At 66.4% G+C, this 22,650-nt stretch carries 19 protein-coding genes and 1 pseudogene; 13 read left to right on the forward strand and 7 right to left on the reverse strand.

Features of this window, described 5'->3' with window-relative positions:
* The first annotated feature begins 68 nt into the window (after nt 1–68).
* The 11 genes from frr to lpxB all read left to right on the forward strand — a co-directional run bounded on the left by frr (nt 69) and on the right by lpxB (nt 12,029).
* A complete protein-coding gene (gene frr, locus ACVILH_RS22890; RefSeq protein ID WP_011927017.1) occupies nt 69–632 on the forward strand; it encodes a ribosome recycling factor in 564 nt (187 codons plus the stop codon).
* A gap of 12 nt (nt 633–644) precedes the next feature.
* The gene (locus tag ACVILH_RS22895) at nt 645–1,403 is read left to right on the forward strand and encodes an isoprenyl transferase (RefSeq protein WP_456714902.1); all 759 of its coding nucleotides are present in this window, start codon (nt 645–647) and stop codon (nt 1,401–1,403) included.
* Nucleotides 1,400–2,302, forward strand: coding sequence for a phosphatidate cytidylyltransferase (locus tag ACVILH_RS22900; RefSeq protein ID WP_456714903.1), 903 nt, complete (start codon nt 1,400–1,402; stop codon nt 2,300–2,302). Before ACVILH_RS22895 ends, ACVILH_RS22900 begins: the two co-directional genes overlap by 4 nt.
* Nucleotides 2,303–2,339: 37 nt before the next feature.
* Complete coding sequence (gene dxr, locus ACVILH_RS22905; protein ID WP_456714904.1) at nt 2,340–3,563, forward strand: 1-deoxy-D-xylulose-5-phosphate reductoisomerase; 1,224 nt, start codon at nt 2,340–2,342, stop codon at nt 3,561–3,563.
* Nucleotides 3,564–3,602: 39 nt separating this feature from the next.
* Nucleotides 3,603–4,754, forward strand: a complete 1,152-nt coding sequence (gene rseP, locus ACVILH_RS22910) for an RIP metalloprotease RseP (protein WP_456714905.1) — start codon at nt 3,603–3,605, stop codon at nt 4,752–4,754.
* A 172-nt stretch (nt 4,755–4,926) separates the two neighbouring features.
* On the forward strand, nt 4,927–7,485 hold the full coding sequence (bamA, locus tag ACVILH_RS22915; protein WP_456714906.1) for an outer membrane protein assembly factor BamA: 2,559 nt from the start codon (nt 4,927–4,929) through the stop codon (nt 7,483–7,485).
* Nucleotides 7,486–7,597: 112 nt separating this feature from the next.
* The gene (lpxD, locus tag ACVILH_RS22920; protein WP_456714907.1) at nt 7,598–8,665 is read left to right on the forward strand and encodes a UDP-3-O-(3-hydroxymyristoyl)glucosamine N-acyltransferase; all 1,068 of its coding nucleotides are present in this window, start codon (nt 7,598–7,600) and stop codon (nt 8,663–8,665) included.
* The gene (fabZ, locus tag ACVILH_RS22925; RefSeq protein ID WP_456714908.1) at nt 8,665–9,123 is read left to right on the forward strand and encodes a 3-hydroxyacyl-ACP dehydratase FabZ; all 459 of its coding nucleotides are present in this window, start codon (nt 8,665–8,667) and stop codon (nt 9,121–9,123) included. The genes lpxD and fabZ overlap by 1 nt, the downstream gene beginning before the upstream one ends.
* A 37-nt stretch (nt 9,124–9,160) precedes the next feature.
* The gene (gene lpxA, locus ACVILH_RS22930) at nt 9,161–9,976 is read left to right on the forward strand and encodes an acyl-ACP--UDP-N-acetylglucosamine O-acyltransferase (RefSeq protein WP_456714909.1); all 816 of its coding nucleotides are present in this window, start codon (nt 9,161–9,163) and stop codon (nt 9,974–9,976) included.
* Between the two features lie 5 nt (nt 9,977–9,981).
* Nucleotides 9,982–10,839 carry an LpxI family protein gene (locus ACVILH_RS22935; protein WP_456714910.1) on the forward strand — a complete coding sequence of 286 codons (858 nt, stop codon included), beginning with the start codon at nt 9,982–9,984 and terminating at the stop codon, nt 10,837–10,839.
* Nucleotides 10,836–12,029, forward strand: a complete 1,194-nt coding sequence (lpxB, locus tag ACVILH_RS22940) for a lipid-A-disaccharide synthase (RefSeq protein ID WP_456714911.1) — start codon at nt 10,836–10,838, stop codon at nt 12,027–12,029. Before ACVILH_RS22935 ends, lpxB begins: the two co-directional genes overlap by 4 nt.
* 15 nt (nt 12,030–12,044) lie before the next feature.
* On the opposite strand, the gene ACVILH_RS22945 is transcribed toward lpxB, so the two are convergent.
* From ACVILH_RS22945 to gltX, 5 genes and pseudogenes are all read right to left on the reverse strand, one after another.
* Complete coding sequence (locus ACVILH_RS22945) at nt 12,045–12,683, reverse strand: hypothetical protein (RefSeq protein WP_456717169.1); 639 nt, start codon at nt 12,681–12,683, stop codon at nt 12,045–12,047.
* A gap of 114 nt (nt 12,684–12,797) precedes the next feature.
* A pseudogene (locus ACVILH_RS22950) lies at nt 12,798–13,187 on the reverse strand (MerR family transcriptional regulator); the annotation flags it as partial.
* Between the two features lie 4 nt (nt 13,188–13,191).
* Nucleotides 13,192–13,968: a dienelactone hydrolase family protein gene (locus ACVILH_RS22955; protein ID WP_456714912.1), complete on the reverse strand. Its 777-nt coding sequence runs from the start codon at nt 13,966–13,968 to the stop codon at nt 13,192–13,194.
* A gap of 266 nt (nt 13,969–14,234) precedes the next feature.
* Complete coding sequence (gene gltA, locus ACVILH_RS22960; protein ID WP_456714913.1) at nt 14,235–15,539, reverse strand: citrate synthase; 1,305 nt, start codon at nt 15,537–15,539, stop codon at nt 14,235–14,237.
* A 331-nt stretch (nt 15,540–15,870) separates the two neighbouring features.
* Nucleotides 15,871–17,295 carry a glutamate--tRNA ligase gene (gene gltX / locus ACVILH_RS22965; RefSeq protein WP_456714914.1) on the reverse strand — a complete coding sequence of 475 codons (1,425 nt, stop codon included), beginning with the start codon at nt 17,293–17,295 and terminating at the stop codon, nt 15,871–15,873.
* A gap of 136 nt (nt 17,296–17,431) precedes the next feature.
* On the opposite strand from gltX, the gene ACVILH_RS22970 reads away from it, so the two are divergent.
* Nucleotides 17,432–19,120: a glutamine--tRNA ligase/YqeY domain fusion protein gene (locus tag ACVILH_RS22970; protein ID WP_456714915.1), complete on the forward strand. Its 1,689-nt coding sequence runs from the start codon at nt 17,432–17,434 to the stop codon at nt 19,118–19,120.
* Between the two features lie 30 nt (nt 19,121–19,150).
* Here the strand turns inward: ACVILH_RS22970 and ACVILH_RS22975 are convergent, their stop codons facing one another.
* A complete protein-coding gene (locus ACVILH_RS22975; RefSeq protein ID WP_456714916.1) occupies nt 19,151–19,363 on the reverse strand; it encodes a hypothetical protein in 213 nt (70 codons plus the stop codon).
* A gap of 141 nt (nt 19,364–19,504) precedes the next feature.
* Between ACVILH_RS22975 and ACVILH_RS22980 the strand changes: the two genes are divergently transcribed.
* A complete protein-coding gene (locus tag ACVILH_RS22980; protein ID WP_456714917.1) occupies nt 19,505–21,796 on the forward strand; it encodes a ComEC/Rec2 family competence protein in 2,292 nt (763 codons plus the stop codon).
* 115 nt (nt 21,797–21,911) lie between these two features.
* On the opposite strand, the gene ACVILH_RS22985 is transcribed toward ACVILH_RS22980, so the two are convergent.
* Complete coding sequence (locus ACVILH_RS22985; RefSeq protein WP_456714918.1) at nt 21,912–22,352, reverse strand: hypothetical protein; 441 nt, start codon at nt 22,350–22,352, stop codon at nt 21,912–21,914.
* Nucleotides 22,353–22,650: the final 298 nt, after the last annotated feature.

Consider the following 22,650-nt stretch of genomic DNA (forward strand, 5'->3'; position numbering starts at 1 on the left):
GGCCGCAGGCCCTCCAATGGCCGGCAGGAACGGCCAGAGAGCCCCGGGTTGCAGGAAAGGAAAGCGTGATGAGCACGGGCAATTTCGACCTCAACGAGCTGAAGCGCCGCATGCAGGGCGCGACCCAGGCGCTGAAGCACGAGCTCGGCGGCCTGCGCACCGGCCGCGCCTCGGCGTCGATGGTTGAGCCGGTCCAGGTCGAGGCCTATGGCTCGCACATGCCGCTCAACCAGCTCGCGACCGTGTCGGTGCCCGAGCCGCGTCTGCTGTCGGTGCAGGTGTGGGACCGCTCCATGGTGAAGGCGGTGGAGAAGGCGATCGTCGATTCCAATCTCGGCCTGTCGCCGGCGACCGAAGGCCAGGTGATCCGGCTGCGCATTCCCGAGCTCAACCAGGAGCGCCGCAAGGAGCTGGTCAAGGTCGCGCACAAATATGCCGAGCAGGCCCGTGTGGCCGTCCGCCACGTGCGCCGCGACGGCCTCGATACGTTGAAGAAGCTCGAGAAGAATCACGAGATGTCCGAGGACGATCAGGAGCGCTTGGCCGGTGACGTGCAGAAGGCGACCGACAGCGTGATCTCGGAGATCGATCAGCTGCTGGCGGCGAAGGAAAAGGAAATCCTCACCGTCTGAAGGATGCGCTTGATGTCCAAAGCCGCGGCCCCGGTGACGGAGGCGCCGGACCGGTCCGACGGACCGGCGCATGTTGCCATCATCATGGATGGCAACGGCCGCTGGGCTGCGGCGCGTGGTCTGCCGCGCGCGGAGGGGCATCGCCGTGGCGTCGATGCGCTGCGCCGCGTGGTGCGCGCCTGTGACGAGCTCGGCATCCGCTATCTCACGATCTTCTCGTTCTCATCGGAGAACTGGTCGCGGCCGGCGAGCGAGATCGGTGATCTCTTCGGCCTGTTGCGCCGCTTCATCCGCAACGACCTCGCCACCCTGCATCGCGACGGCGTGCGCGTCCGGGTCATCGGCGAGCGGGACGGGCTCGAGCCCGACATCTGCGCGCTGCTCAGCGAAGCCGAGGAGCTGACGCGGGCGAATACCAAGCTGACGCTCGTGGTCGCCTTCAACTACGGCTCGCGCCAGGAGATCGCGCGCGCGGCGCAGCGCCTGGCGCGCGAGGTCGCCGAGGGACGGCGCGACCCCGCCTCGATCGATGCCGACGCGATCGGGGCTTATCTCGATGCGCCCGACATTCCCGATCCCGATCTGATCATCCGCACCAGCGGTGAGCAGCGGCTGTCCAACTTCCTGATGTGGCAGGCGGCCTATAGCGAGCTGGTGTTCGTGCCGCAGCATTGGCCCGACTTCGACAAGGCGGCGCTCGAAGGCGCGATCGCCGAGTTCGGCCGGCGTGAACGCCGCTTCGGCGGCCTCGTGGCGAAAACCGCCTCGTGACCCATCCCGAGACCGCAGCCGCCGGAGACGCCGCCAAAGCCGCGCAGCGCAACGAGGCCGCGCAGCCCATTGACGCCGTGTCGCCGAAGAAGGGCGCGAGCAATCTCCTGCTGCGGATCGCGGCCGCGCTGGTGCTGGTGCCGCTGGCGCTCGGCGCCGCCTATGCCGGCGGGGCGTTCTGGACCGCTTTGGTGACGCTCGTCGCCGTCGGGCTCTATCTGGAATGGCTGATGGTGGTGGGCGAGGTCCGCGCCATCGGCGTCAGCGTCATCGGCGCGATGGCTATTGCGGCAGCCGGCGTCTGCCTCGCCTTCGGCCTCGTCGATGTCGCGGTGGTGGTGCTCGGCCTCGGGCTTGCGCTCGTCGCCGCGCTGGCCGCGGGACACCGCAGCTGGGCGGCGTCCGGCTTCATCTACGCCGCGGCGGCGGAGCTCGCCTCGGTGCTCGTACGCCTCGATGCGGCGCTCGGCTGGTACGCGCTGGTGCTGGTCTTCCTGGTGGTGTGGTCGAGCGATATCGGCGGCTATGTCGCCGGGCGCAGCATCGGTGGCGTGAGGCTGGCGCCGCGGATCAGCCCCAACAAGACCTGGGCCGGCGCGATCGGCGGCTTCGTCGCGAGCCTCGTCGCGGCCGGTCTGTGGTCGCTGACCGGCGCCAGCGGGCTGCTGGCGATGGTCGTGCTCGCGGCGGTGCTGTCGGTGGTGTCGCAGCTCGGCGATCTCGCGGAGTCCGCGGTCAAGCGGCACTTCGGCGTCAAGGATTCAAGTCACATCATTCCGGGTCATGGCGGCCTACTGGACCGCCTGGACGGCTATGTGGCCGCGATCGTGTTCGCGGCTGTGGTGGGTTTGTTGCGCGGCGGCCTGGACGGCGTCGGTCGCGGTCTTCTGGTTTGGTGACCGGCGCGGCGCGTCGGTCGAGATGTTTGGTGAGAACATGAGCGCAGTGCCATTGCGGAACAACAAGGCCGAAACGACTGACATGCGCAGCATCACCGTGCTCGGCGCCACCGGCTCGATCGGCGATTCGACCATGGACCTGCTGCGCGGCGCGCCGGAGCGCTACCGGGTCGAGGCGCTGACCGGCAACAGCAACATCCAGGGCCTGGTGAAGCTCGCCCGGGAGTTCAACCCGCGCTTCGTCGCGGTCGCCGATCCCGCGGGACTCGCCGAGCTGCGCGATGCGCTTGCCGGGACGGGAATCGAATGCGGAGCAGGGGAGAGCGCCATCATCGAGGCCGCTGCGCGTCCCGCCGACTGGGTGATGGCCGCGGTCTCCGGCGCCGCTGGCCTGAAGCCGGCGCTGGCCGCCGTCGATCGCGGCGCCACCGTGGCGCTCGCCAACAAGGAATGCCTGGTCTGTGCCGGTGATTTCTTCATGGAGCGCGCCGCACAGGCCGGCGCCTGCATCCTGCCGGCCGATTCGGAGCACAATGCGCTGTTCCAGGCGCTGTCGTCCGGGAATCGCGAGGAGCTGGTGCGGGTGATCATCACCGCCTCCGGCGGTCCGTTCCGCACCTGGGCGCCTGCCGACATCGAGCAGGCGACCCTGGCGCAGGCGCTCAAGCATCCGAACTGGAGCATGGGGCAGAAGATCACAATCGATTCGGCCTCGATGATGAACAAGGGCCTCGAGGTGATCGAGGCTTCCTACCTGTTCGCGCTGTCGCCGGACGAGATCGACGTGCTGGTCCACCCGCAGTCGATCGTTCACGGCATGGTTGAATTCTCCGACCGCTCGGTGGTCGCCCAGCTCGGCGCGCCGGACATGCGGATCCCGATCGCGCATTGCCTCGGCTGGCCCGAGCGCATCAAGGGACCGTCGGCGCGGCTCGATCTGGCCAAGATCGGCACGCTGACGTTCGAGGCGCCCGATTTCGAGCGGTTCCCGGGGTTGCGGCTGGCCTATGATTCGCTGCGCACGGGGCGGGGAGCGACGACGGTTTACAACGCGGCGAACGAGATCGCGGTCGCCGCCTTCATCGCCGGGCAGATTCGATTCGGCGCGATCGCCCGGCTGGTCGAGGCGACCCTCGAGCATTGGACCCGGTCGGGTAATTTGGCACCGCTCAGCTCGGCGGATGATGCGATCGCCATTGACCATGACGCGCGAAAAAGAGCTGCGGCCCTCTTGCCTGAAATCGCCGCAAAAGCATCTTAGAGGGTTGGACGGGCCGACGGCCCGCGGGAAGGTAGTCGGATGACCGAATTTTTCCACCACGTTTTCAATATGTTGAGCAGCGGCCTGCTCGGCACCATCATCCCCTTCCTGTTCGTGCTGACGATCGTGGTGTTCTTCCACGAGCTCGGCCACTTCCTGGTCGCACGCTGGTGCGGCGTGAAGGTCTTAACGTTTTCGCTCGGATTTGGTCCGGAACTGATCGGTTTCAACGACCGGCACAACACGCGCTGGAAGATCTCGGCGATTCCGCTCGGCGGCTACGTGAAGTTCTTCGGCGACGAATCCGAGGCGTCGACGCCGTCGACCGAGGCGCTCGCCAAGATGACGGCCGAGGAGCGCGCCGACAGCTTCCACCATAAGACGGTCGGCCAGCGCGCGGCCATCGTGGCGGCCGGTCCGATCGCCAATTTCATCCTCGCCGTGATCATCTTCGCCGGCATGGCGCTTTATTTCGGCAAGCCGAACACCACGCCGCGGGTCGATGCGGTGCAGCCGGACAGCGTTGCGGCCGCCGCCGGGTTCAAGACCGGTGACGTGATCGCTGCCATCGACGGCCGGTCGATCGAGACGTTCGGCGACATGCAGCGCATCGTGTCGGTCAACGCCGGCACCGAGCTGACCTTCCTGATCAAGCGCGACGGCTCCGAGATCACCCTGAAAGCCACGCCGGCGCTCCAGGAGCGCAAGGACACGTTCGGCAACACTCACCGAATCGGCGTCCTCGGCATCCAGTACAACGCCAAGCCGGACGAATCGCGGGCCATCCCGGTTGGGTTCCTCGAATCGATCAAGTTCGGCTTCGAGCAGGTCTGGTTCATCATCACCACGACCTTCAAGTTCATCGGGTCGCTGTTCGCCGGGAGCGGCAATGCCGGCGATCTCGGCGGTCCGATCCGGATTGCCCAGCTTTCGGGCCAGGCGGCGAGCCTCGGGTTCCAGGTGCTGGTCAACTGGTGCGCGATGATCTCGGTCTCGATCGGGCTGCTCAACCTGTTCCCGGTGCCGCTGCTCGATGGCGGACACCTGCTGTTTTACGGGTTCGAGGCCGTCCGCGGCCGTCCGTTGTCCGAGCGCGCCCAGGAGATGGGGTTCCGAATCGGGCTGGGGCTGGTCCTGATGCTCATGGTCTTCGCGACCTATAACGACATCCTGCACCTCGCCGGGTCCTGAGCGCGGCTTTATTGCGACGTGGCGGATAGGCAACGTTTTGAAACGAATTTGAAAATCCGGAGAAATCCAACGTTTGCCCCCACGGGCAAATTGGCTACAAGCGAACGACAAATGGGAATCTGTCGGTTCGGTAGGGGTACCGGACCGGCCTCGGAATAAGGGCGCGTAGCGCATGAAGTTCGGATTGCGGGTGCGGGGGGGCTTGGCGGCCGCCTTTATCATGTTCGCCGGAACGGCAGCTTTGCCGGTGGCGAGCGTGGTTATGTCGTCGCCGGCCGCGGCTCAGACGGTCAACTCGATCGAGGTGGTCGGCAACCGCCGTGTCGAGCTGGAGACGATCCGCTCATACTTCAAGCCGGGTCCCGGCGGCACGCTCGACGCGGGTCGCGTCGATGACGGCCTCAAGGCCCTGATCGAGACCGGCCTGTTCTCGGACGTGAAGATCAACCGCCAGGGTGGCCGGCTGATCGTGACCGTCGTTGAGAACCCGGTGATCGGCCGCGTCGCCTTCGAGGGCAACAAGAAGGTCAAGGACGAGCAGCTGCAGGGCGAGGTGCAGTCGAAGCCGCGCGGCACCCTGTCGCGGCCGATGGTGCAGTCGGACGCGCAGCGCATCGCCGAGATCTATCGCCGCTCGGGCCGCTATGACGTGCGCGTCACGCCCGAGATGATCGAGCAGCCGAACAACCGCGTCGACCTGATCTTCACGATCGAGGAAGGCGCCAAGACCGGCGTGAAGTCGATCGAGTTCGTCGGCAACAATGCCTTCTCGTCCTATCGCCTGAAGGACGTGATCAAGACCCGCGAGACCAACCTGCTGAGCTTCCTGGGCTCCGGCGACGTCTACGATCCGGACCGGGTCGAGGCCGACCGCGATCTCATTCGCCGCTTCTACCTGAAGAACGGCTATGCCGACGTCCAGGTCGTGGCCGCGCTCAGCGAGTACGATCCCGAGCGCAAGGGCTTCATGGTGACCTTCAAGATCGAAGAGGGTCAGCAGTACCGGGTCGGTTCGGTCGACTTCCAGTCCACGATTTCGACGCTCGACGCCAACTCGCTGCGCGGCTACTCGCGCGTGTCGGTCGGCTCGCTCTACAACGTCGAGAACATCGAGAAGTCGGTCGAGGAGATGCAGATCGAAGCATCCCGGCGCGGCTATGCCTTCGCCGTGGTCCGTCCGCGTGGCGACCGCAATTTCGAGGCTCACACCGTCTCGGTCGTGTTCGCGGTCGACGAAGGTCCTCGCACCTACATCGAGCGCATCAACATCCGCGGCAACACCCGCACCCGCGACTACGTCATTCGCCGCGAGTTCGACATCTCCGAGGGCGACGCCTACAACCGCGCTCTGGTCGACCGTGCCGAGCGCCGGCTGAAGAACCTCGACTTCTTCAAGGACGTGAAGATCACGACCGAGCCGGGCTCGTCGAGCGACCGCGTGATCCTCGTGGTCTCCCTCGAGGAAAAGTCGACCGGCGACTTCTCGATCTCGGGCGGCTATTCGACGACCGACGGTGCGCTGGCTGAAGTCTCGATCTCCGAGCGTAACTTCCTCGGCCGCGGCCTGTTCGCCAAGGCGTCGGTGACCTACGGCCAGTTCGCCCGCGGCTACTCGCTGTCCTTCGTCGAGCCGTATCTGCTCGACTACCGGGTCGCGCTGGGTCTCGACCTCTATCAGCGGCAGCAGCTCGCCAATAACTTCATCTCCTACGGCACCAAGACGCTCGGCTTCAGCCCGCGCCTCGGCTTCCAGCTGCGTGAAGACCTGTCGCTGCAGCTGCGCTACTCGATCTACCGCCAGGAGATCACCCTGCCGCAGACGCTGTCGAACTGTAACAATGGCGGTGGCGGCAGCCCTCTGCCCTTCAACCCGACCCCGGCGTTCATCAATGCCAATCCCGGCAACCCGCAGGCAGCGGCAATCGGTGCCGCGACCGGTGGCCTCGGGTGCTTCTCTGACGGTGAGGCCTCGCTGCCGGTCCGTCAGGAGCTGGCGAAGGGCGCGACGCTGACTTCGGCGCTCGGCTACACGCTGAACTACAACACGCTCGACAACAACAAGAACCCGACTGACGGCCTGCTGGTCGACTTCAAGCAGGACTTCGCGGGTGTCGGCGGCGACGTGTCGTACCTGAAGACCGCGTTCGATGCGAAGTACTTCACCCCGCTGGTGTCGGACATCGTCAGCATCGTCCACCTCCAGGGCGGCATCCTGAACAAGATCGGCAACACGCAGCTGCGCATGCTCGATCACTTCCAGATGGGTCCGAACCTGGTTCGTGGTTTCGCTCCGAACGGCATTGGTCCGCGTGACATCAATCCGTTCGGCACGCAGGATGCGCTGGGCGGCACCAAGTACTGGGGCGCTTCGCTCGAGCTGCAGATGCCGTTCTGGTTCCTGCCCAAGGAAACTGGCCTGAAGGGCGCGGTCTACGCCGATGCTGGTGGCCTGTCGGGCTATCAGGGGCCGACGAACTGGGCTCTGACGGGCGAGGTCAACCAGCCCGGCTGTATCAGGGCGACGCGTGCCACGGCGACGACCCCGGCCAATGCCGGTACCTGCCTCGGCCTGCAGTTCGACGACAGCTCCAAGGTCCGCAGCTCGGTCGGTGTGGGTCTGGTGTGGGCGTCGCCGTTCGGTCCGCTGCGCTTCGACTACGCGATCCCGCTCACCAAGGGTCAGTTCGACCGGACCCAGGAATTCCGGTTCGGCGGCGGTACCTCGTTCTGAGCCTGAGCCCCGAAAATCCGGGTTGGCATCGACCAACCCGGCCGGTGTAAGAGATGAGAGCTCGGTTCCGGGAGACTGGAGCCGGGCTCTGATGTTTTGAGAGTGTAACGGGATGGCCCAGCCGACCTTCTTCCAATCTCCACCGCCGACGACCCTGGCCGCGATCGCAGCGAAGGCAAATGCGGTGCTCGTCGACGCCGGCCAGGGTGACAAGGTGATCAGGGGGCTGGCCTCGCTGGATGAGGCAGGGCCGATGCATCTGGCGTTCTTCGACAACCTCAAATACGCCGACCAACTCGCACGAACCAAGGCCGGCGCCTGCCTCGTCAGCCCGCGTTTCGAGGCGCGGGTGCCCGCGCATGTCGCGGTTGTCAGGGCCAACCAGCCGTTCCGTGCCTTCGTGCAGCTCGCGCGTGAGTTTCATGCCGATGCGCTGCGCCCGCAGCCCTGGTTCGGCGACGACGGCATCTCGCCGCAGGCGATCATCGATCCCAGCGCGCGGCTCGAGGATGGCGTGATCGTCGAGCCACTGGCGGTGATCGGCGCCCATGTCGAGATCGGCGCAGGCACTATCGTCGGCGCCGGCGCCGTGATCGGCGCCCACGTCAAGATCGGCCGCGACTGCAATGTCGGCGCCCGGACCGTCATCCAATGCGCGCTGATCGGCAATGACGTGCTGATCCATCCGGGCTGCAGCATCGGCCAGGACGGCTATGGCTTCATCTTCTTCGGGGCGAACGGGCACACCAAGGTGCCGCAGACCGGGCGGGTGATCATCCAGAATCACGTCGAGGTCGGCGCCGGCACCACCATCGATCGCGGCAGCCTGCGCGACACGGTGATCGGGGAGGGCACCAAAATCGACAACCAGGTGCAGATCGGCCACAATGTCACAATCGGGCGACATTGCTTGCTGGCGGCCCAGATCGGGCTGGCAGGCAGCCTGACGATCGGCGACAACGTCGCCCTTGGGGCGAAGGTCGGCATCAACAATCACCTGACGATCGGCGATGGTGCCCAGGTGACCGCGATGAGCGGCGTCAAGGACGACATCCCGCCGAACGGCCGGTGGGGCGGCTTCTTCGCCAAGCCGACCAAGCAGTGGTTCCGCGAGATCGTCGCCGTGGAACGGCTGGTGCGTGATCAGACCGCGACGAAAAAGGACGAAGGACAGGAGTGATGGAGGAGTCACCCATCAGGTTTGCGGACATCGATATCAACGAGATTCTGAAGACGCTGCCGCACCGTAACCCGTTTCTCCTGATCGACCGCGTGAAGAACATCCGCGCCGACTACAGCGGCATCGGCGTCAAGAACGTCTCGTTCAACGAGCCGTGCTTCCAGGGCCATTTCCCGGAGCGGCCGGTCTATCCGGGCGTGCTGATGATCGAAGGCATGGCGCAGACCGCCGGCGTCATCGGCATCAAGTCGGTCGAGGGCACGGAAAAGCCGCGTGCGGTGTATTTCCTCACCATCGACAAGTGCAAGTTCCGTAAGCCGGTGCTGCCGGGCCAGACCATCGAGTACCACATGCGCTCGATCGGACGGCGCAAGACGATGTGGTGGTTTCACGGCGACGCCAAGGTCGGCGGCGTTGTGGTCGCAGAGGCCGATGTCGGCGCGATGCTGACCGACTGACGGTGCGGGTTGCAGGTAGAGAGTTGATTGCGTCGAGATGAGCAAGATTGATCCCACCGCGCGCGTCGAGGACGGCGCCGTCATCGGCGAGGGCACGGTCATCGGACCGTACTGCATCGTCGGCCCGAACGTCGTGATCGGGGCGAACTGCAAGCTGATCAGCCACGTCCAGATCATGGGCCACACCACGATCGGCGACGACAACGTCATCTCGCCATTCGTGGTGCTCGGCAACGCGCCGCAGGATCTCAGCTATCGCGGCGAGCCGCACAGACTCGAGATCGGCTCCGGCAACACCTTCCGCGAAGGCGTGACGATGAATATCGGCACCACCAAGGGCGGTGGCCTGACGAGAATCGGCAATGCCGGATTCTTCATGAACAACGCGCATGTCGCCCATGACTGCGTGGTTGGCAACAACGTCATCTTCGCGACGTCGGCGACGCTCGGCGGCCATGTCGAGGTCGGTGATGCCGTCTATATCGGCGGCCTCTCCGCCGTGCATCAGTTCACCCGCATCGGCCACGGCGTGATGGTCGGCGGCGTCTGCGGCGTGCGCGGCGACATCATCCCCTATGGTCTCGTCAACGGCCAGTATGCCGCGCTCGAAGGCCTCAACGTCATCGGCATGAAGCGCCGCAAGTTCACGCGCGAGCGGCTCGCCATTGTGCGCGCCTTCTATCAGAAGCTGTTCCACGGCCCCGGCGTGTTCGCCGACCGCCTCGCGGCGGTGCAGCCGATGGCCGGCGACGATCCGGCGATTGCCGAGATCCTCGCCTTCATCGGCGGAGGCCGCCACCGCGCGCTGTGTCTGCCTGACGTCGGCAGATCCGCGCCTGCTGCCGAGCTCTGACGGTCATGTGCGGGCAGGCCAGCGACACCCCACCGCCGGTCGGCTTGATCGCAGCCGGTGGCGTGCTGCCCTTCGCGGTCGCCGACGCCATCGTCGCGCGCGGCCAGACGCCGGTGCTGTTCGCCCTCAAAGGCATCTGCGATCCAAAGCCGCTGGCGCGCTTCCGCCATCACTGGATCGGCCTCGGCCAGCTCGGCAATGCCTTGAAGCTGCTGAAGGCCGAGGGCGTCCGCGACCTGATGTTCATCGGCAATCTCGTGCGCCCCGCGGTGTCCGAGATCCGCTTCGACTGGGGCACCTTGCGCGAGCTGCCCTACATCTGGTCGGCCTTCCGCGGCGGCGACGATCATCTGCTATCAGGCGTCGGCCGCATCTTCGAGCGGCATGGCTTCCACATGATCGGCGTGAAGGACGTCGCGCCCAATCTGCTCGTGCCCGAGGGGCACCTGACGCGCAGCCGGCCGAATGATTTGGTCACCGGCGACATCTCCAAGGGACTGGCGGTGCTGCGCGCGATGGCGCCTTTCGATGTGGGGCAGGCTGTGGTCGTGATCGACGGCCACGTCGTGGCGCTGGAGGATATCGAGGGCACCGACGGGCTGCTGGCCCGCGTGGCGCGGCTGCGCACTGATCGCCGCATCCGCTCTGCCGTAGGCCGCGGCGTGCTGGTGAAGGCGCCGAAAGCCGGCCAGGACCTCCGCTACGATCTGCCGACCATCGGGCCTCGCACGGTCGAAGGTCTCGCCACAGCCGGGCTCGCCGGCGTCGCCGTCGCATCGGCCCACACCCTGCTGGCCGATCCGCAAGCGACGGTCACGGCCGCCGATCGCGCCGGCGTGTTCATCACGGGCGTCACTGCGTGACGGCGCAGCCGCCGGCAGGCCGGGGCCTCCGCAGGATCTGCCTGGTGGCCACCGAGGAGTCCGGCGATCGCCTCGGCGCGCGGCTGATGAAGGTGCTTCGCCAGCGGCTCGGCGACACCGTCGAATTCACCGGCGTCGGCGGCCGCGACATGACCGGGGAGGGGCTGGCCTCGCTGTTCCCGATCGAGGAGCTCTCGATCATGGGCTTCACCGGCGTGCTGAAGCAGTTGCCGAAGATCCTGCGCCTGCTGCGGCAGACCGTGGACGCCGTGATTGCGGCGCAGCCCGACGTGCTCGTCATCATCGACAGTCCCGACTTCACCCAGCGCGTCGCCAAGCGCGTTCACGCTCGTGACGCCGCGATCCCGATCGTGAACTACGTTGCGCCCACGGTGTGGGCGTGGCGGCCGGGCCGTGCGCGCGCGATGCATTCCTACATCGATCATGTGCTGGGCCTGCTGCCGTTCGAGCCGGAAGCGTTTCGCAAGCTCGGCGGTCCGCCCTGCACCTATGTCGGTCATCCCCTGATCGAGCAGTTGTCGTCGCTGCGCCCCAATGCGGCGGAGCAGGCGCGCCGTGACGCCAAGCCGCCGCGGCTGCTGGTGCTGCCCGGCAGCCGGCGCAGCGAGGTCGCCCGTCATATCGCGGTTTTCGGTGAGACGCTGGCGCGCTTGCAGGCGCAAGGCATCGCGTTCGAAGCGGTGGTGCCGACCACGCCGCATCTCGAAGCTGCCGTCCGGGCAGGGGTGGCGAGCTGGCCCGTGGCACCTCAGATCATCACCGGCGAGGCCGAGAAGCGCGCGGCGTTCAGGAGCGCCCATGCAGCGTTGGCGAAGTCGGGCACGGTCACGCTGGAGCTCGCGCTGTCAGGCGTGCCGATGGTGACGGCCTATCGCGTCGGCGACGTCGAGGCCTTCATCCTGCGCCGGATCATCAACGTGCAATCCGTGATCCTCGCCAACCTCGTGATCGGCGAGAACGTGATCCCGGAATTCCTCCAAGAAGCCTGCACCGCCGACAATCTTGCGCCGGTGCTGGTCGATCTTCTCAGCGACGGCCCGATCCGCACGCGCCAGGTCGCAGCGTTCAATCGCCTCGACGACATCATGGCCACCGGCACCGCCTCGCCAAGCGAGCGCGCTGCTGACGTCGTGCTTGAGACCATGCGCGGTGACTTCCGGCCAAGCTGAGGCGTCCGGCGGGCGTCAGCCGTCCGCCCGAGGCGATCCGCTCCATCCATCTCCCGGAGGCGCCGGCTTGGGACGCCATGCGATCGTGCCCTCGGTGCGGGCGCGCACGTCGGGCGAGGCCAGGCAGCTGACGAGCGCTTCATATCCCCGAGAGCCCGGATAGGGCGCGACCTGGATCGGCGGCGCGTGATTGGCCGGGCAGAGGATCATCGTTTCCTCCGCCACGGTCGATGAGAGGTCGAGCATCGTCGATGAGCGCGTCAGCAGGATCAGCATGCGTTGATCTCCGCTGCTTGCCAATCGGCGCAGCCACGCGCCGAGCGCGTGCTGGGTCGGCGCGTCCAGGCCTTGTTCGATCAAGTCGATCACCAAAGGCGAAGCGGGCGGCTCCTGTACAGCGGTGATCAGCGCGAGCAGCGCATCCGACGACGATGCGCCGTCGGCGAGCAGCGCGCTCGTGGTTTCGTCGACGCGCGACTTCAGCGCGGCGTCCGCACGGAGGCGGGCGCGCTCTGCGGCTGCGCCATCGGCGGATCGATGAAGTCCGAGCCATGACGCATCGGGCAGGATTTCGGCGAGACGCTGGGCCAGCCTGGTCTTGCCGCTCCCGAGCGGCCCTGTGATCCAGGTCAACGGACGCAGCTCGAGCGTCACGGTCTCACCGCCCCAAGGCCATGGCAGGATCAGATCGACCTTGGTGTTCGTCGTCGGTCGGCGCTCATCTGGCCCGTGCGGACGCGCAAGCTCGCGACGAAACTGGCGTAGCCTAGCGAGCGTCTCCACAAGGCCAGCGATCCTCGCCTCGAGCGCGACCTGATGCGCGGCGAGCAGAGAGGTCGATGTTTCGGATCGTCCGCTGAGCAGCGACTGGATCTGCGAGAGACTGAGGCCGAGCGCACGCAGTGCGATGATGTCCGTCACGCGTTCGACTTGGCTCTGATCATAGGCGCGCCATCCCGCCGGCGTTCGGCTTGGAGCGATCAGGCCGCGCTGCTCGTACAGCCGAAGCGCCTTGACGGAAGTGCCGAGCCGACGGGCCAGCTCGGAAGGACTGACATAGCGGATTGGGCAACTCACGATTCGTCTCCGTGGCTCCACGTTTCCGACGCTTATCAGGGCGGTCCCTGGGCACGGATCAAGAGAATTGTGGCCGCGCATGCGCTCAGTGCAGGTGCTTCAGGAAAAAGGCGACCGTCCGCGCGAGCGCGTCGGCACTCTCGGGGCGTTTTGCGTCGAAGTCGAAACCATGGTCCATGCCGGGATAGACGACCAGATCGGCCTCTCCACCATGGGCCTTAGCCTCTTCGACCAGCACCTTGCCCGATGACAGCCGTACGGTGCGATCAGCATCGCCGTGCAGAGCGAGCAGGGGCGGCAGATGAAACGCGCCTGGCTCCGGAACGTCGAGACGCCCGGCGTAGAACACGGCCAGCGCCGAGATGCGTGGATCCGACGCGGCGGTGGCAACGGCGACGAAGCCACCATTGGAGAAGCCGAGAAGCCCGATCCTGCCAGAGAAGCCTTCGCGGCGCGTGAGCAGGGACACCGCGGCGCGGACGCGCTCCGACCATGTCGCAACATGAGCAGAGAAATAGGCCTGCCGGATTGTCCGATCAGCGGAGCTCATCTGGCCGAGGTCGGTGGCGTCGTAGTAGGAGACGAGAGCTGCATCGATGCCGTTTGCGGCCAGCGCCTGGGCATAGCGGGAATACGCGGCGGCATACCGCTCGAGACCCTGTGCGCCATGGAGGATGATCACGGCCGGCCGCGGACCTTCACGCTGACCGGCAAACAGCTTGATCGTGATGGACGCGTCGGCCGCGGTTACGGTCAGCTCTTGCGGGACTATATCCACCGCAGGGGTCGGCGTGGTGTGAACGAAAACCAGCACGATTGCAGCGATCCACCACGTTCCGAAAGTCGCGAGCCGCTTCGCCATCGCTTTTGCCTTATGAGTTGAACGACGAGAGCCGTAGGGTGGGCAAAGGCGCAGCCGTGCTCTCTCCACCCATGAGATCGCAGAGGCGCCGTGCCCACCATCTAGCCGCTGAGTTGCCGAACGACGGTGGGCACGCTGCCGCCTGGCGGCGGCTGCTTTGCCCACCCTACGGCTGCTCACCAGCTTCAGCGGACGCGCATCCGACTGCAACAAAAAAGGCCCGTCCAGCGTGGACGGGCCTTTGATCATTGATCCCTGCTGTTTGATCAGCCGCGCTTGTCGAGGTCGACGTAGCTGCGCGTGGTGACGCCGGTGTAGAGCTGGCGCGGACGGCCGATCTTCTGCTGCGGGTCCTCGATCATCTCGCTCCACTGGCTGATCCAGCCGACGGTGCGGGCGACCGCGAACAGCACGGTGAACATCGAGACCGGGAAGCCCATCGCCTTCAAGGTGATGCCCGAGTAGAAGTCGACGTTCGGATAGAGCTTGCGGTCGATGAAGTACTGATCGCTGAGCGCGATCTTCTCGAGCTCCATCGCGACCTTGAGCATCTGGTCGTCGGCGTGGCCCGTCTCCTTGAGCACCGCGTGACACATCTTCTGCATGATCTTGGCGCGCGGGTCGTAGTTCTTGTAGACGCGATGGCCGAAGCCCATCAGACGCACGTCGCTGTTCTTGTCCTTCACCTTGGCGATGAACTCGGGGATCTTGTCGACGGTGCCGATCTCGGCCAGCATGTTCAGAGCGGCCTCGTTGGCGCCGCCATGCGCCGGGCCCCACAGGCAGGCGATGCCGGCGGCGATGCAGGCGAACGGGTTGGCGCCCGACGAGCCGGCGATGCGCACCGTCGAGGTCGAGGCGTTCTGCTCGTGGTCGGCGTGCAGGATGAAGATCTTGTCGAGCGCGTCGGCGAGCACCGGGTTCGGCTTGTACTCCTCGCACGGCACGGCGAAGCACATGTTGAGGAAGTTCTCGGTGAAGGACAGCGCGTTCTTCGGATAAACGAAAGGCTGGCCGATCGAATATTTGTAGGCCATCGCCGCCAAGGTCGGGATCTTCGCGATCATCCGGATCGAGGCGATCATCCGCTGCTTGGGATCGTTGATGTCCGTGGAGTCGTGATAGAACGCGGCGAGCGCGCCGACCGACGCCACCATGACCGCCATCGGATGGGCGTCGCGGCGGAAGCCCTGGAAGAAGCGGGCCATCTGCTCGTGCACCATCGTGTGATGGGTCACGCGATAGTCGAAATCCTTCTTCTGCGCGACGGTCGGAAGCTCGCCGTACAGCAGCAGATAGCAGGTCTCCAGGAAGTCGCCCTTCTCGGCGAGCTGCTCGATCGGGTAGCCGCGGTATTCCAGGACGCCGGCATCGCCGTCGATATAGGTGATCTTCGACTGGCAGCTGCCGGTCGAGGTGAAGCCGGGGTCATAGGTGAACATCCCGGCCTGGGCGTAGAGCTTGCCGATGTCGATGACGTCGGGACCCACGGTGCCGCTCAGGATCGGAAGATCGAAGTTCTTGTTGCCGACGGTGAGCGTCGCGGTCTTGCTTGCGGAGTTTGCGTCCATCGTTTGTCCCCGATGAGATCGTTAGGCGTGATCGTTAGGCTTTGGCCCTTGTTCTTTGTGAGAGATCGCAGGCGGGTGGACCTTATCTAGTGCGGTAGCTCTGATTTTGCCGTCAGCGTCGTCCGCGGCACTGTTGCCGTGAACATCTTAAGCGAAGGTCAAATCCGAAACCGCACTGGAATCTTATACTTACTAGTGTCCTTCGGCTTTCACATTGGCAAACGCGCCGGCCGCAACGTGTTACTGATGTCAAAGCCCGGGACCCAAGTTTGTGCCGCACAACTGGGTATCGTATTGCCCTGTGCGCTGCAAGATGGGGGTTAATGAGACCTTATGCGATGGTCTGGTCCTTCAGACGACCCAGGGATTCATCACGCCCCAGAATGGCCAGAACGTCGAAAATGCCGGGCGATGTGGTCCGTCCGGTGAGCGCGGCGCGCAGCGGCTGCGCCACCGCGCCCAGCTTGAGATTGTTGCTTTCCGCAAACGCACGCAGCGCGGCTTCCGTGGCCGGTCCGCTCCAGGGCTCGACGGCCGAGAGTGCCTCGTGCAGCCGGCCGATCAAGGCGCGGCTGTCCGGTGTCAGCAGCGCCGCTGCCTTGGCGTCGATCGGCAGCGGCCGGTCGGCGAAGATGAAAGCAGCGCCGTCGATCAGCTCCAGCAGCGTCTTGGCGCGCTCCTTCAGGCTCGGCATGGCCTGGGTGAGCTGCGCGCGCGTGGCATCGTTGAGCTTGGCCTTCAAGGCCGCGCCGTTCGGCACGTAGTTGAGGACGTCCTCGAACTGCCGCACCAGCGCAGCGTCGTCGCTGTGGCGGATATAGTGGCCGTTGAGGTTTTCGAGCTTGGCGAAGTCGAAGCGCGCAGCCGAGCGGCCGATGGCGGGCAAGTCGAACGCCTTGATCATCTCCTCGGTGGAGAAGATCTCCTGGTCGCCATGGCTCCAGCCGAGCCGCACCAGGTAATTGCGCAGCGCGGACGGCAGATATCCCATCGCACGGTAAGCATCGACGCCGAGCGCGCCGTGCCGCTTCGAGAGCTTCGAGCCGTCGGGCCCGTGAATCAACGGGATGTGCGACATCGACGGCACCGTCCATCCCAGCGCATCGTAGATCTGCTTCTGGCGCGCGGCATTGATCAAATGATCGTCACCGCGGATGACGTGGGTGACGCCCATGTCGTGGTCGTCGACGACCACCGCCAGCATGTAGGTCGGATTGCCATCGCCTCGCAGCAGCACGAGATCGTCGAGGTTCTCGTTTTGCCAGACGACGCGGCCCTGCACCTGGTCCTCGATCACGGTCTCGCCGGTCAGCGGCGCGCGCAGCCGGATGGTCGGCTTGACGCCCTCGGGCGCCTCCTTGGGATCGCGGTCGCGCCACATGCCGTCGTATAGGCGCGTGCGCCCTTCGGCGCGCGCCTTCTCGCGCATGGCTGCCAGCTCCTCCGCCGTGGCATAGCAGCGATACGCCATGCCGCTTTCGAGCAACTGCTCGGCGACCTCGCGATGCCGCGCCGCGCGGCTATATTGGTAGATGACCTCGCCGTCCCAATCGAGCTCGAGCCATTTCAGCCCATCCAGGATGGCCGTGATGGCCGCGTCGGTCGAGCGCTCGCGGTCAGTGTCCTCGATCCGAAGCAGCATCTTGCCGCCGCGGCCGCGCGCATACAGCCAGTTGAACAGGGCCGTCCGGGCGCCTCCGATGTGGAGAAAGCCGGTCGGGGAAGGGGCAAAGCGCGTGACGATCGGGGTGGTCATGGGCGGCAGCACGAAATCCAGGCAGGGGGGCGAGAGGGCGGGGGGTGTATAGCAGGCCTATCGCATAACTAAAGCCTTCCTTGGGGCAGGCGGATTTGGCAGATAGGCTGCCAAATTCCGGAGCAGGACATTCTTGATGACCACGACGACAGACAATGCGGCGACGGCAGAGGCAGGGCGCGACTTCATCCGCGACATCGTCCAGGCCGATCTCGAGGGCGGCAAGCACAAGACGGTCGTCACCCGGTTCCCGCCGGAGCCGAACGGCTACCTGCATATCGGCCATGCCAAGTCGATCGGTCTCAACTTCGGCATCGCCCGGGAGTTCGGCGGCCGCTGCAATCTTCGTTTCGACGACACCAACCCGACCAAGGAAGAGCAGGAATATATCGATTCCATCCAGGCCGACGTGCGCTGGCTCGGCTACGATTGGGGCGACAACCTGTTCTATGCCTCGGATTATTTCGAGCGGCTTTACGAGTGGGCCGAAGGCCTGATCAAGGCTGGCCTTGCCTATGTCGACGACCAGACCCAGGAGGAGATCCGGCTGTCGCGCGGCACGCTCACCGAGCCCGGCAAGAACAGCCCGTTCCGCGACCGCACCGTCGAGGAAAATCTCGACCTCTTCCGGCGCATGAAGGCCGGCGAATTCCCGAACGGCGCGCGCGTGCTGCGCGCCAAGATCGACATGGCCGCCGGAAACATCAATCTGCGCGATCCCGTGCTGTACCGGATCCTGCACGCCCATCACCCGCGCACCGGCGACACCTGGAAGATCTATCCGAGCTACGACTACGCCCACGGCCAGTCGGACGCGATCGAGGGCGTGACGCATTCCATCTGCACGCTCGAATTCGAGGATCACCGGCCGCTCTACGAATGGCTCCTCGACAAGCTGCCGGTGCCGTCGCATCCGCGGCAGTACGAGTTCGCGCGCCTCAACCTCACCTACACGCTGCTGTCGAAGCGCGTGCTGACGCGGCTGGTTCAGGACGGTCACGTCTCCGGCTGGAACGATCCGCGCATGCCGACCATCGCCGGCCTGAAGCGCCGCGGCGTGCCGCCGGCCGCGGTGCGCGAGTTCACCAAGCGCATCGGCATCGCCAAGGCCAACAGCATCGTCGATGTCGGCATGCTCGAATTCTGCATCCGCGAGGAGCTGAACCGCACGGCGCAGCGCCGCATGGCGGTGCTGCGTCCCTTGAAGGTCGTGATCGAGAACTATCCGGAAGGCCAGGTCGAGGAGCTCGAGGCGATCAACCATCCGGATGATCCGTCGGCGGGCACGCGCAAGATCGCCTTCGGCCGCGAGCTCTATATCGAGCAGGACGACTTCATGGAGAACCCGCCAAAGAAGTTCTTCCGCCTGTCGCCCGGCAGCGAGGTGCGGCTGCGCTACGCCTATTTCATCAAGTGCCACGAGGTGATCAAGAACGAGGCCGGCGAGATCGTCGAGCTGCGCTGTACCTATGATCCCCAGACCAAGGGCGGCAACGCGCCTGACGGACGCAAGGTCAAGGCAACGATGCATTGGCTCCCCGCGGCGCAGTCGCTGACCGCCGAGATCCGGCTCTACAACCAGCTGTTCGCCAATCCGAGCCCGAACGCCGCCGACTTCACCGCCGACCTCAATCCGAACTCGCTGGAGGTGCTGACCGATGCGCGCATCGAGCCCGCGATAGCGATGAGCAACTCCGCCGAGCCGATGCAGTTCGAGCGCCAGGGCTACTTCGTGCGCGATCCCGACTCGACGCCGGACAAGCTGGTCTTCAACCGCACCATCGGCCTGCGCGACACCTTCGCCAAGGAAGTCGCAAAGGGCTGAGGCAACGCGACACTGCGGGGCGCGTGCGGCTCAGCCGATCGCGTCCTGCCCGGCCTCCGTCAGCGTCGGCACGCCGTCGCTGATGTCGACGAGGCCGCGCTCGGCGAGCAGCGAGAGATCGTCCTCGGCGACCGGAGACAGCGTGAGCCGATGCGCCTTGATGTCCCGCAGCGTCCAGCGCAGGTGAATCGCCTTCTCGAGGGCGAGATCGGCGAACGGGTCGTCCATGTCGTGGGCATCCATACCCCGATAAGCGCGTGCGGTGCGAAAAGTTCCAACGCCCAACCCGTGCAGAAAGTCAGGATTCCCGTTCCGTTCTGCTAGGCGGCCTCGCGCAGCCTCCGGTAGCCTACTCCTCCGGTCGGGTTGCAGGTGGTGTGGGTCATGGCGGAGCCGGTACGGCCGCCAGGGTGGCGTCGCGGGATCGCGGGCGTGATGGCCGATGTCTGGCCGCCGCGCGGCGCGCTGGCCGGCGGCTGGCCCACGGTCGGCGCCGGCGCGTGGCCGCCCTTTGCCGCCAAGCTCCGGAGTTGGGCAAGTGAGGAGGCCGGGGCGGGGCGGCTGCTGCCCTGGGTGCCCGTCGCCTTCGGCGCCGGCATCGCGCTGTACTTCTCCGCCGATCACGAGCCGGTGCTCTGGATCACCGCCGTTACCGCCGGGCTGCTCTGCCTGGTGGCCGTGCTGATGCGGCGCCATCGGCTGTTTCCCGTCGCTGTGATGATGGCGGCCGCGGCATCCGGCTTCGCGGTCGCGACGGTGAGGACAGCGCGCGTGGCGCATCCGGTGCTGGCCCGGCCGCTCTATTCGGTGTCGCTGTCCGGCTTCGTCGAAGCGCGTGACATCCGCGAGCGCAGCGACCGCATCGTGCTGCGCGTGACGGCGATGGAGAGCCAGCGCCACGCGATCACGCTGGCGCGTGTGCGGCTGGCGGTGCGCAAGGGCACGGCGCCCGACGTCGGCAGCTTCGTGCAGCTCAAGGCGCGGCTGCTGCCGCCGCTCGCGCCGGTGCGTCCCGGCTCCTACGACTTCGCCCGCGACATGTTCTTCCAGGGCATCGGCGCGTCCGGCTTCGTGATGGGCGCGATATCAGCGCAGCCGCCGCCGCAGGAGGGCGGGTTCGCCCTGCGCTATGCCGCGACCATGCAGGGCCTGCGCGATGCGATCGATGCCCGCATCCGTGCAAGGCTGAGTGGCGACGAGCGCGCCATCGCCACCGCGCTGCTGACCGGGCGGCGCGACGCCATCACGCCCGATGTCAACGACGCGATGTTCATCTCCGGCCTTGGCCACGTGCTGTCGATCTCCGGCTATCACATGGCGGTCGTCGCCGGCGTCGTGTTCTTCGCGGTGCGCGCGCTGCTCGCGCTGATCCCCGGCCTCACCGTCAGTCATCCGATCAAGAAATGGGCAGCCGCTGCGGCGCTGGTCGCGGCGGCGTTCTATCTCCTACTGTCCGGCGCTGAGGTCGCGACGCAGAGATCGTTTTTCATGACAGCGGTCGTGCTGATCGCCGTGATGGTCGACCGCCGCGCCGTCACCTTCCGCACGCTCGCGGTGGCCGCGATGATCGTGCTGATCGCCGCTCCCGAAGCGCTGGTGCATCCGAGCTTCCAGATGTCGTTCGCCGCAACGCTCGGCCTCGTCGCGCTGGTGCAGTTCGGCCTGCCAAAGCTGTTCGCGACGCCGGACTCATCGACCGCGCAGCGCATCGCGCTGTGGGGCGGCCGTGAGTTGGCCATGCTGCTGCTGGCCTCGCTGATCGCGGGGCTCGCAACCACGCCCTATGCCGCTTTCCATTTCCATCGCATCACGCCCTATGGCGTGCTGGCCAACCTCGCCGCGATGCCGGTGGTCTCGGCGCTGGTGATGCCCGCGGGACTGCTGGGGCTATTGGCGGCGCCGTTCGGGCTCGATGGCGTCTGCTGGACGCTGATGGGCTGGGGCATCGACTGGATGATCGCGGTGACGCGCTGGGTCGCCGCGCTGCCCGGCGCCGTCGGGCGCATGGCCGCGTTCGGCATCGGCCCGCTGATCCTGGCCAGCCTGGGCCTGATCCTGATCGGCCTGCTGAGGACGCCGTTGCGCTGGTCGGGCGCGCTGATGCTGACGGCGGCAACGCTGTGGGCGTTCGTCGCGCCGCTGCCCGACATCCTGATCTCCGGCGACGGACGCGCGGTGGCCGTGCGCGGCGGCGACGGGCGGCTGCATGTGATGCGCAGCGGCAAGGACGTGTTCGCGACCCGCGAGTGGCTCGCGGCCGATGCCGATGCGCGCCTGCCGACCGACTCGTCGCTGGGTGACGGCGTGTCCTGCGACCAGGCGGGCTGCGTCGTGGCGCTGGCCGATGGCCGCCTGGTCGCGATGGCCTTGCGCGCCGATGCGCTGGCCGACGATTGCGCCCGCGCTGCGCTGATCGTGACCATTCGCGCCGCGCCGTCGTCCTGCGCGGCCGGAGTGATCGACCGCCAGCGATTGCAGCAGCAGGGCGCATTGATGCTGACGCGCCAGGGCCGCGGCTTCGCCGTCACGCCTGTCCGCGCCGCCGGCTCCGACCGCCCATGGGCGCCGGCACCACCTGATGCGACCGAGTTCGAGCCGACATTGGCGCCGCGCGCGCCGACGCCGCGCATTCAGGATGCGACGCCGCCCGAGACAGAGCAGGGCGCCGACGATTAGTTCGGTGGATCGGAGATCGCCGAGCGGCGGCCCTCGAGTCCGGCAGAAGCCGGCCGAGGGCCGCCGCAGCGTTGGCGCGCGATCCGAGGAATGCGATCCGTTGGCGATCAGATCGTCAGGTGATGCTGATGCGCCGGATCGATGGGGTCTGCACGGTCGGCCGATCCTCCGCCTGGTCGGGACGGGGCTCGCCGGGCTGCTTGGTGACGGGCAGTTGCAGCACGGTGACGCGCTGGCCCTCGCAGAGCTGTGTGACCAGCACGTGGCGCCCATCGGCGAACTCGATCGCGTCGTGGTGGCGATCGGGAATGTGCTTCTCGATGGTGTTGAACTTGGCGACGCGCTCGCGGATGGTCCGCGTCCACAGCCAGCGGCTGTCGTAGCGGACGTCCTCGGCGAAGGCGAGCTCGGTGCCGGGCAGCATGCACACCGCAACGGTCGGCTCGCTTTCCAGCGCGAAGCCGCGGGTTGCAGTGCCGCGGAACGTCGTCGAGATCAGCGTCTCGCCGACTTTGGCGGGACGGGAGGCAACGGCATGGAGGCTGTAGTCACACATCGGATCGCTCCTCGTTCAGAGATAGCTGACCCACGCTCCCCCCGGACAGGCGCAGGCCTCTATCAGAGTGGACATCAGGAGCGATGTTAGCGCGCGCTTCGCGGCATTTCTGCGCTGATCTGCAGCACGTGCGGCCGCCGACGATCACAAGCGTTTGAGCGTGCCGCGCTGCACATCATAGCGTGCGCTTGCGCGTGACTTGTTCTTGAGCGGCGCGACGAAGCGCGTCCATGCGCCGCCGATCGATTGTGCATCTCGCCCCGCGAGTCGCGATGCATGATCGCGACGGCGCAGCCTG

The sequence above is a fragment of the Bradyrhizobium sp. USDA 4353 genome (assembly GCF_054063215.1).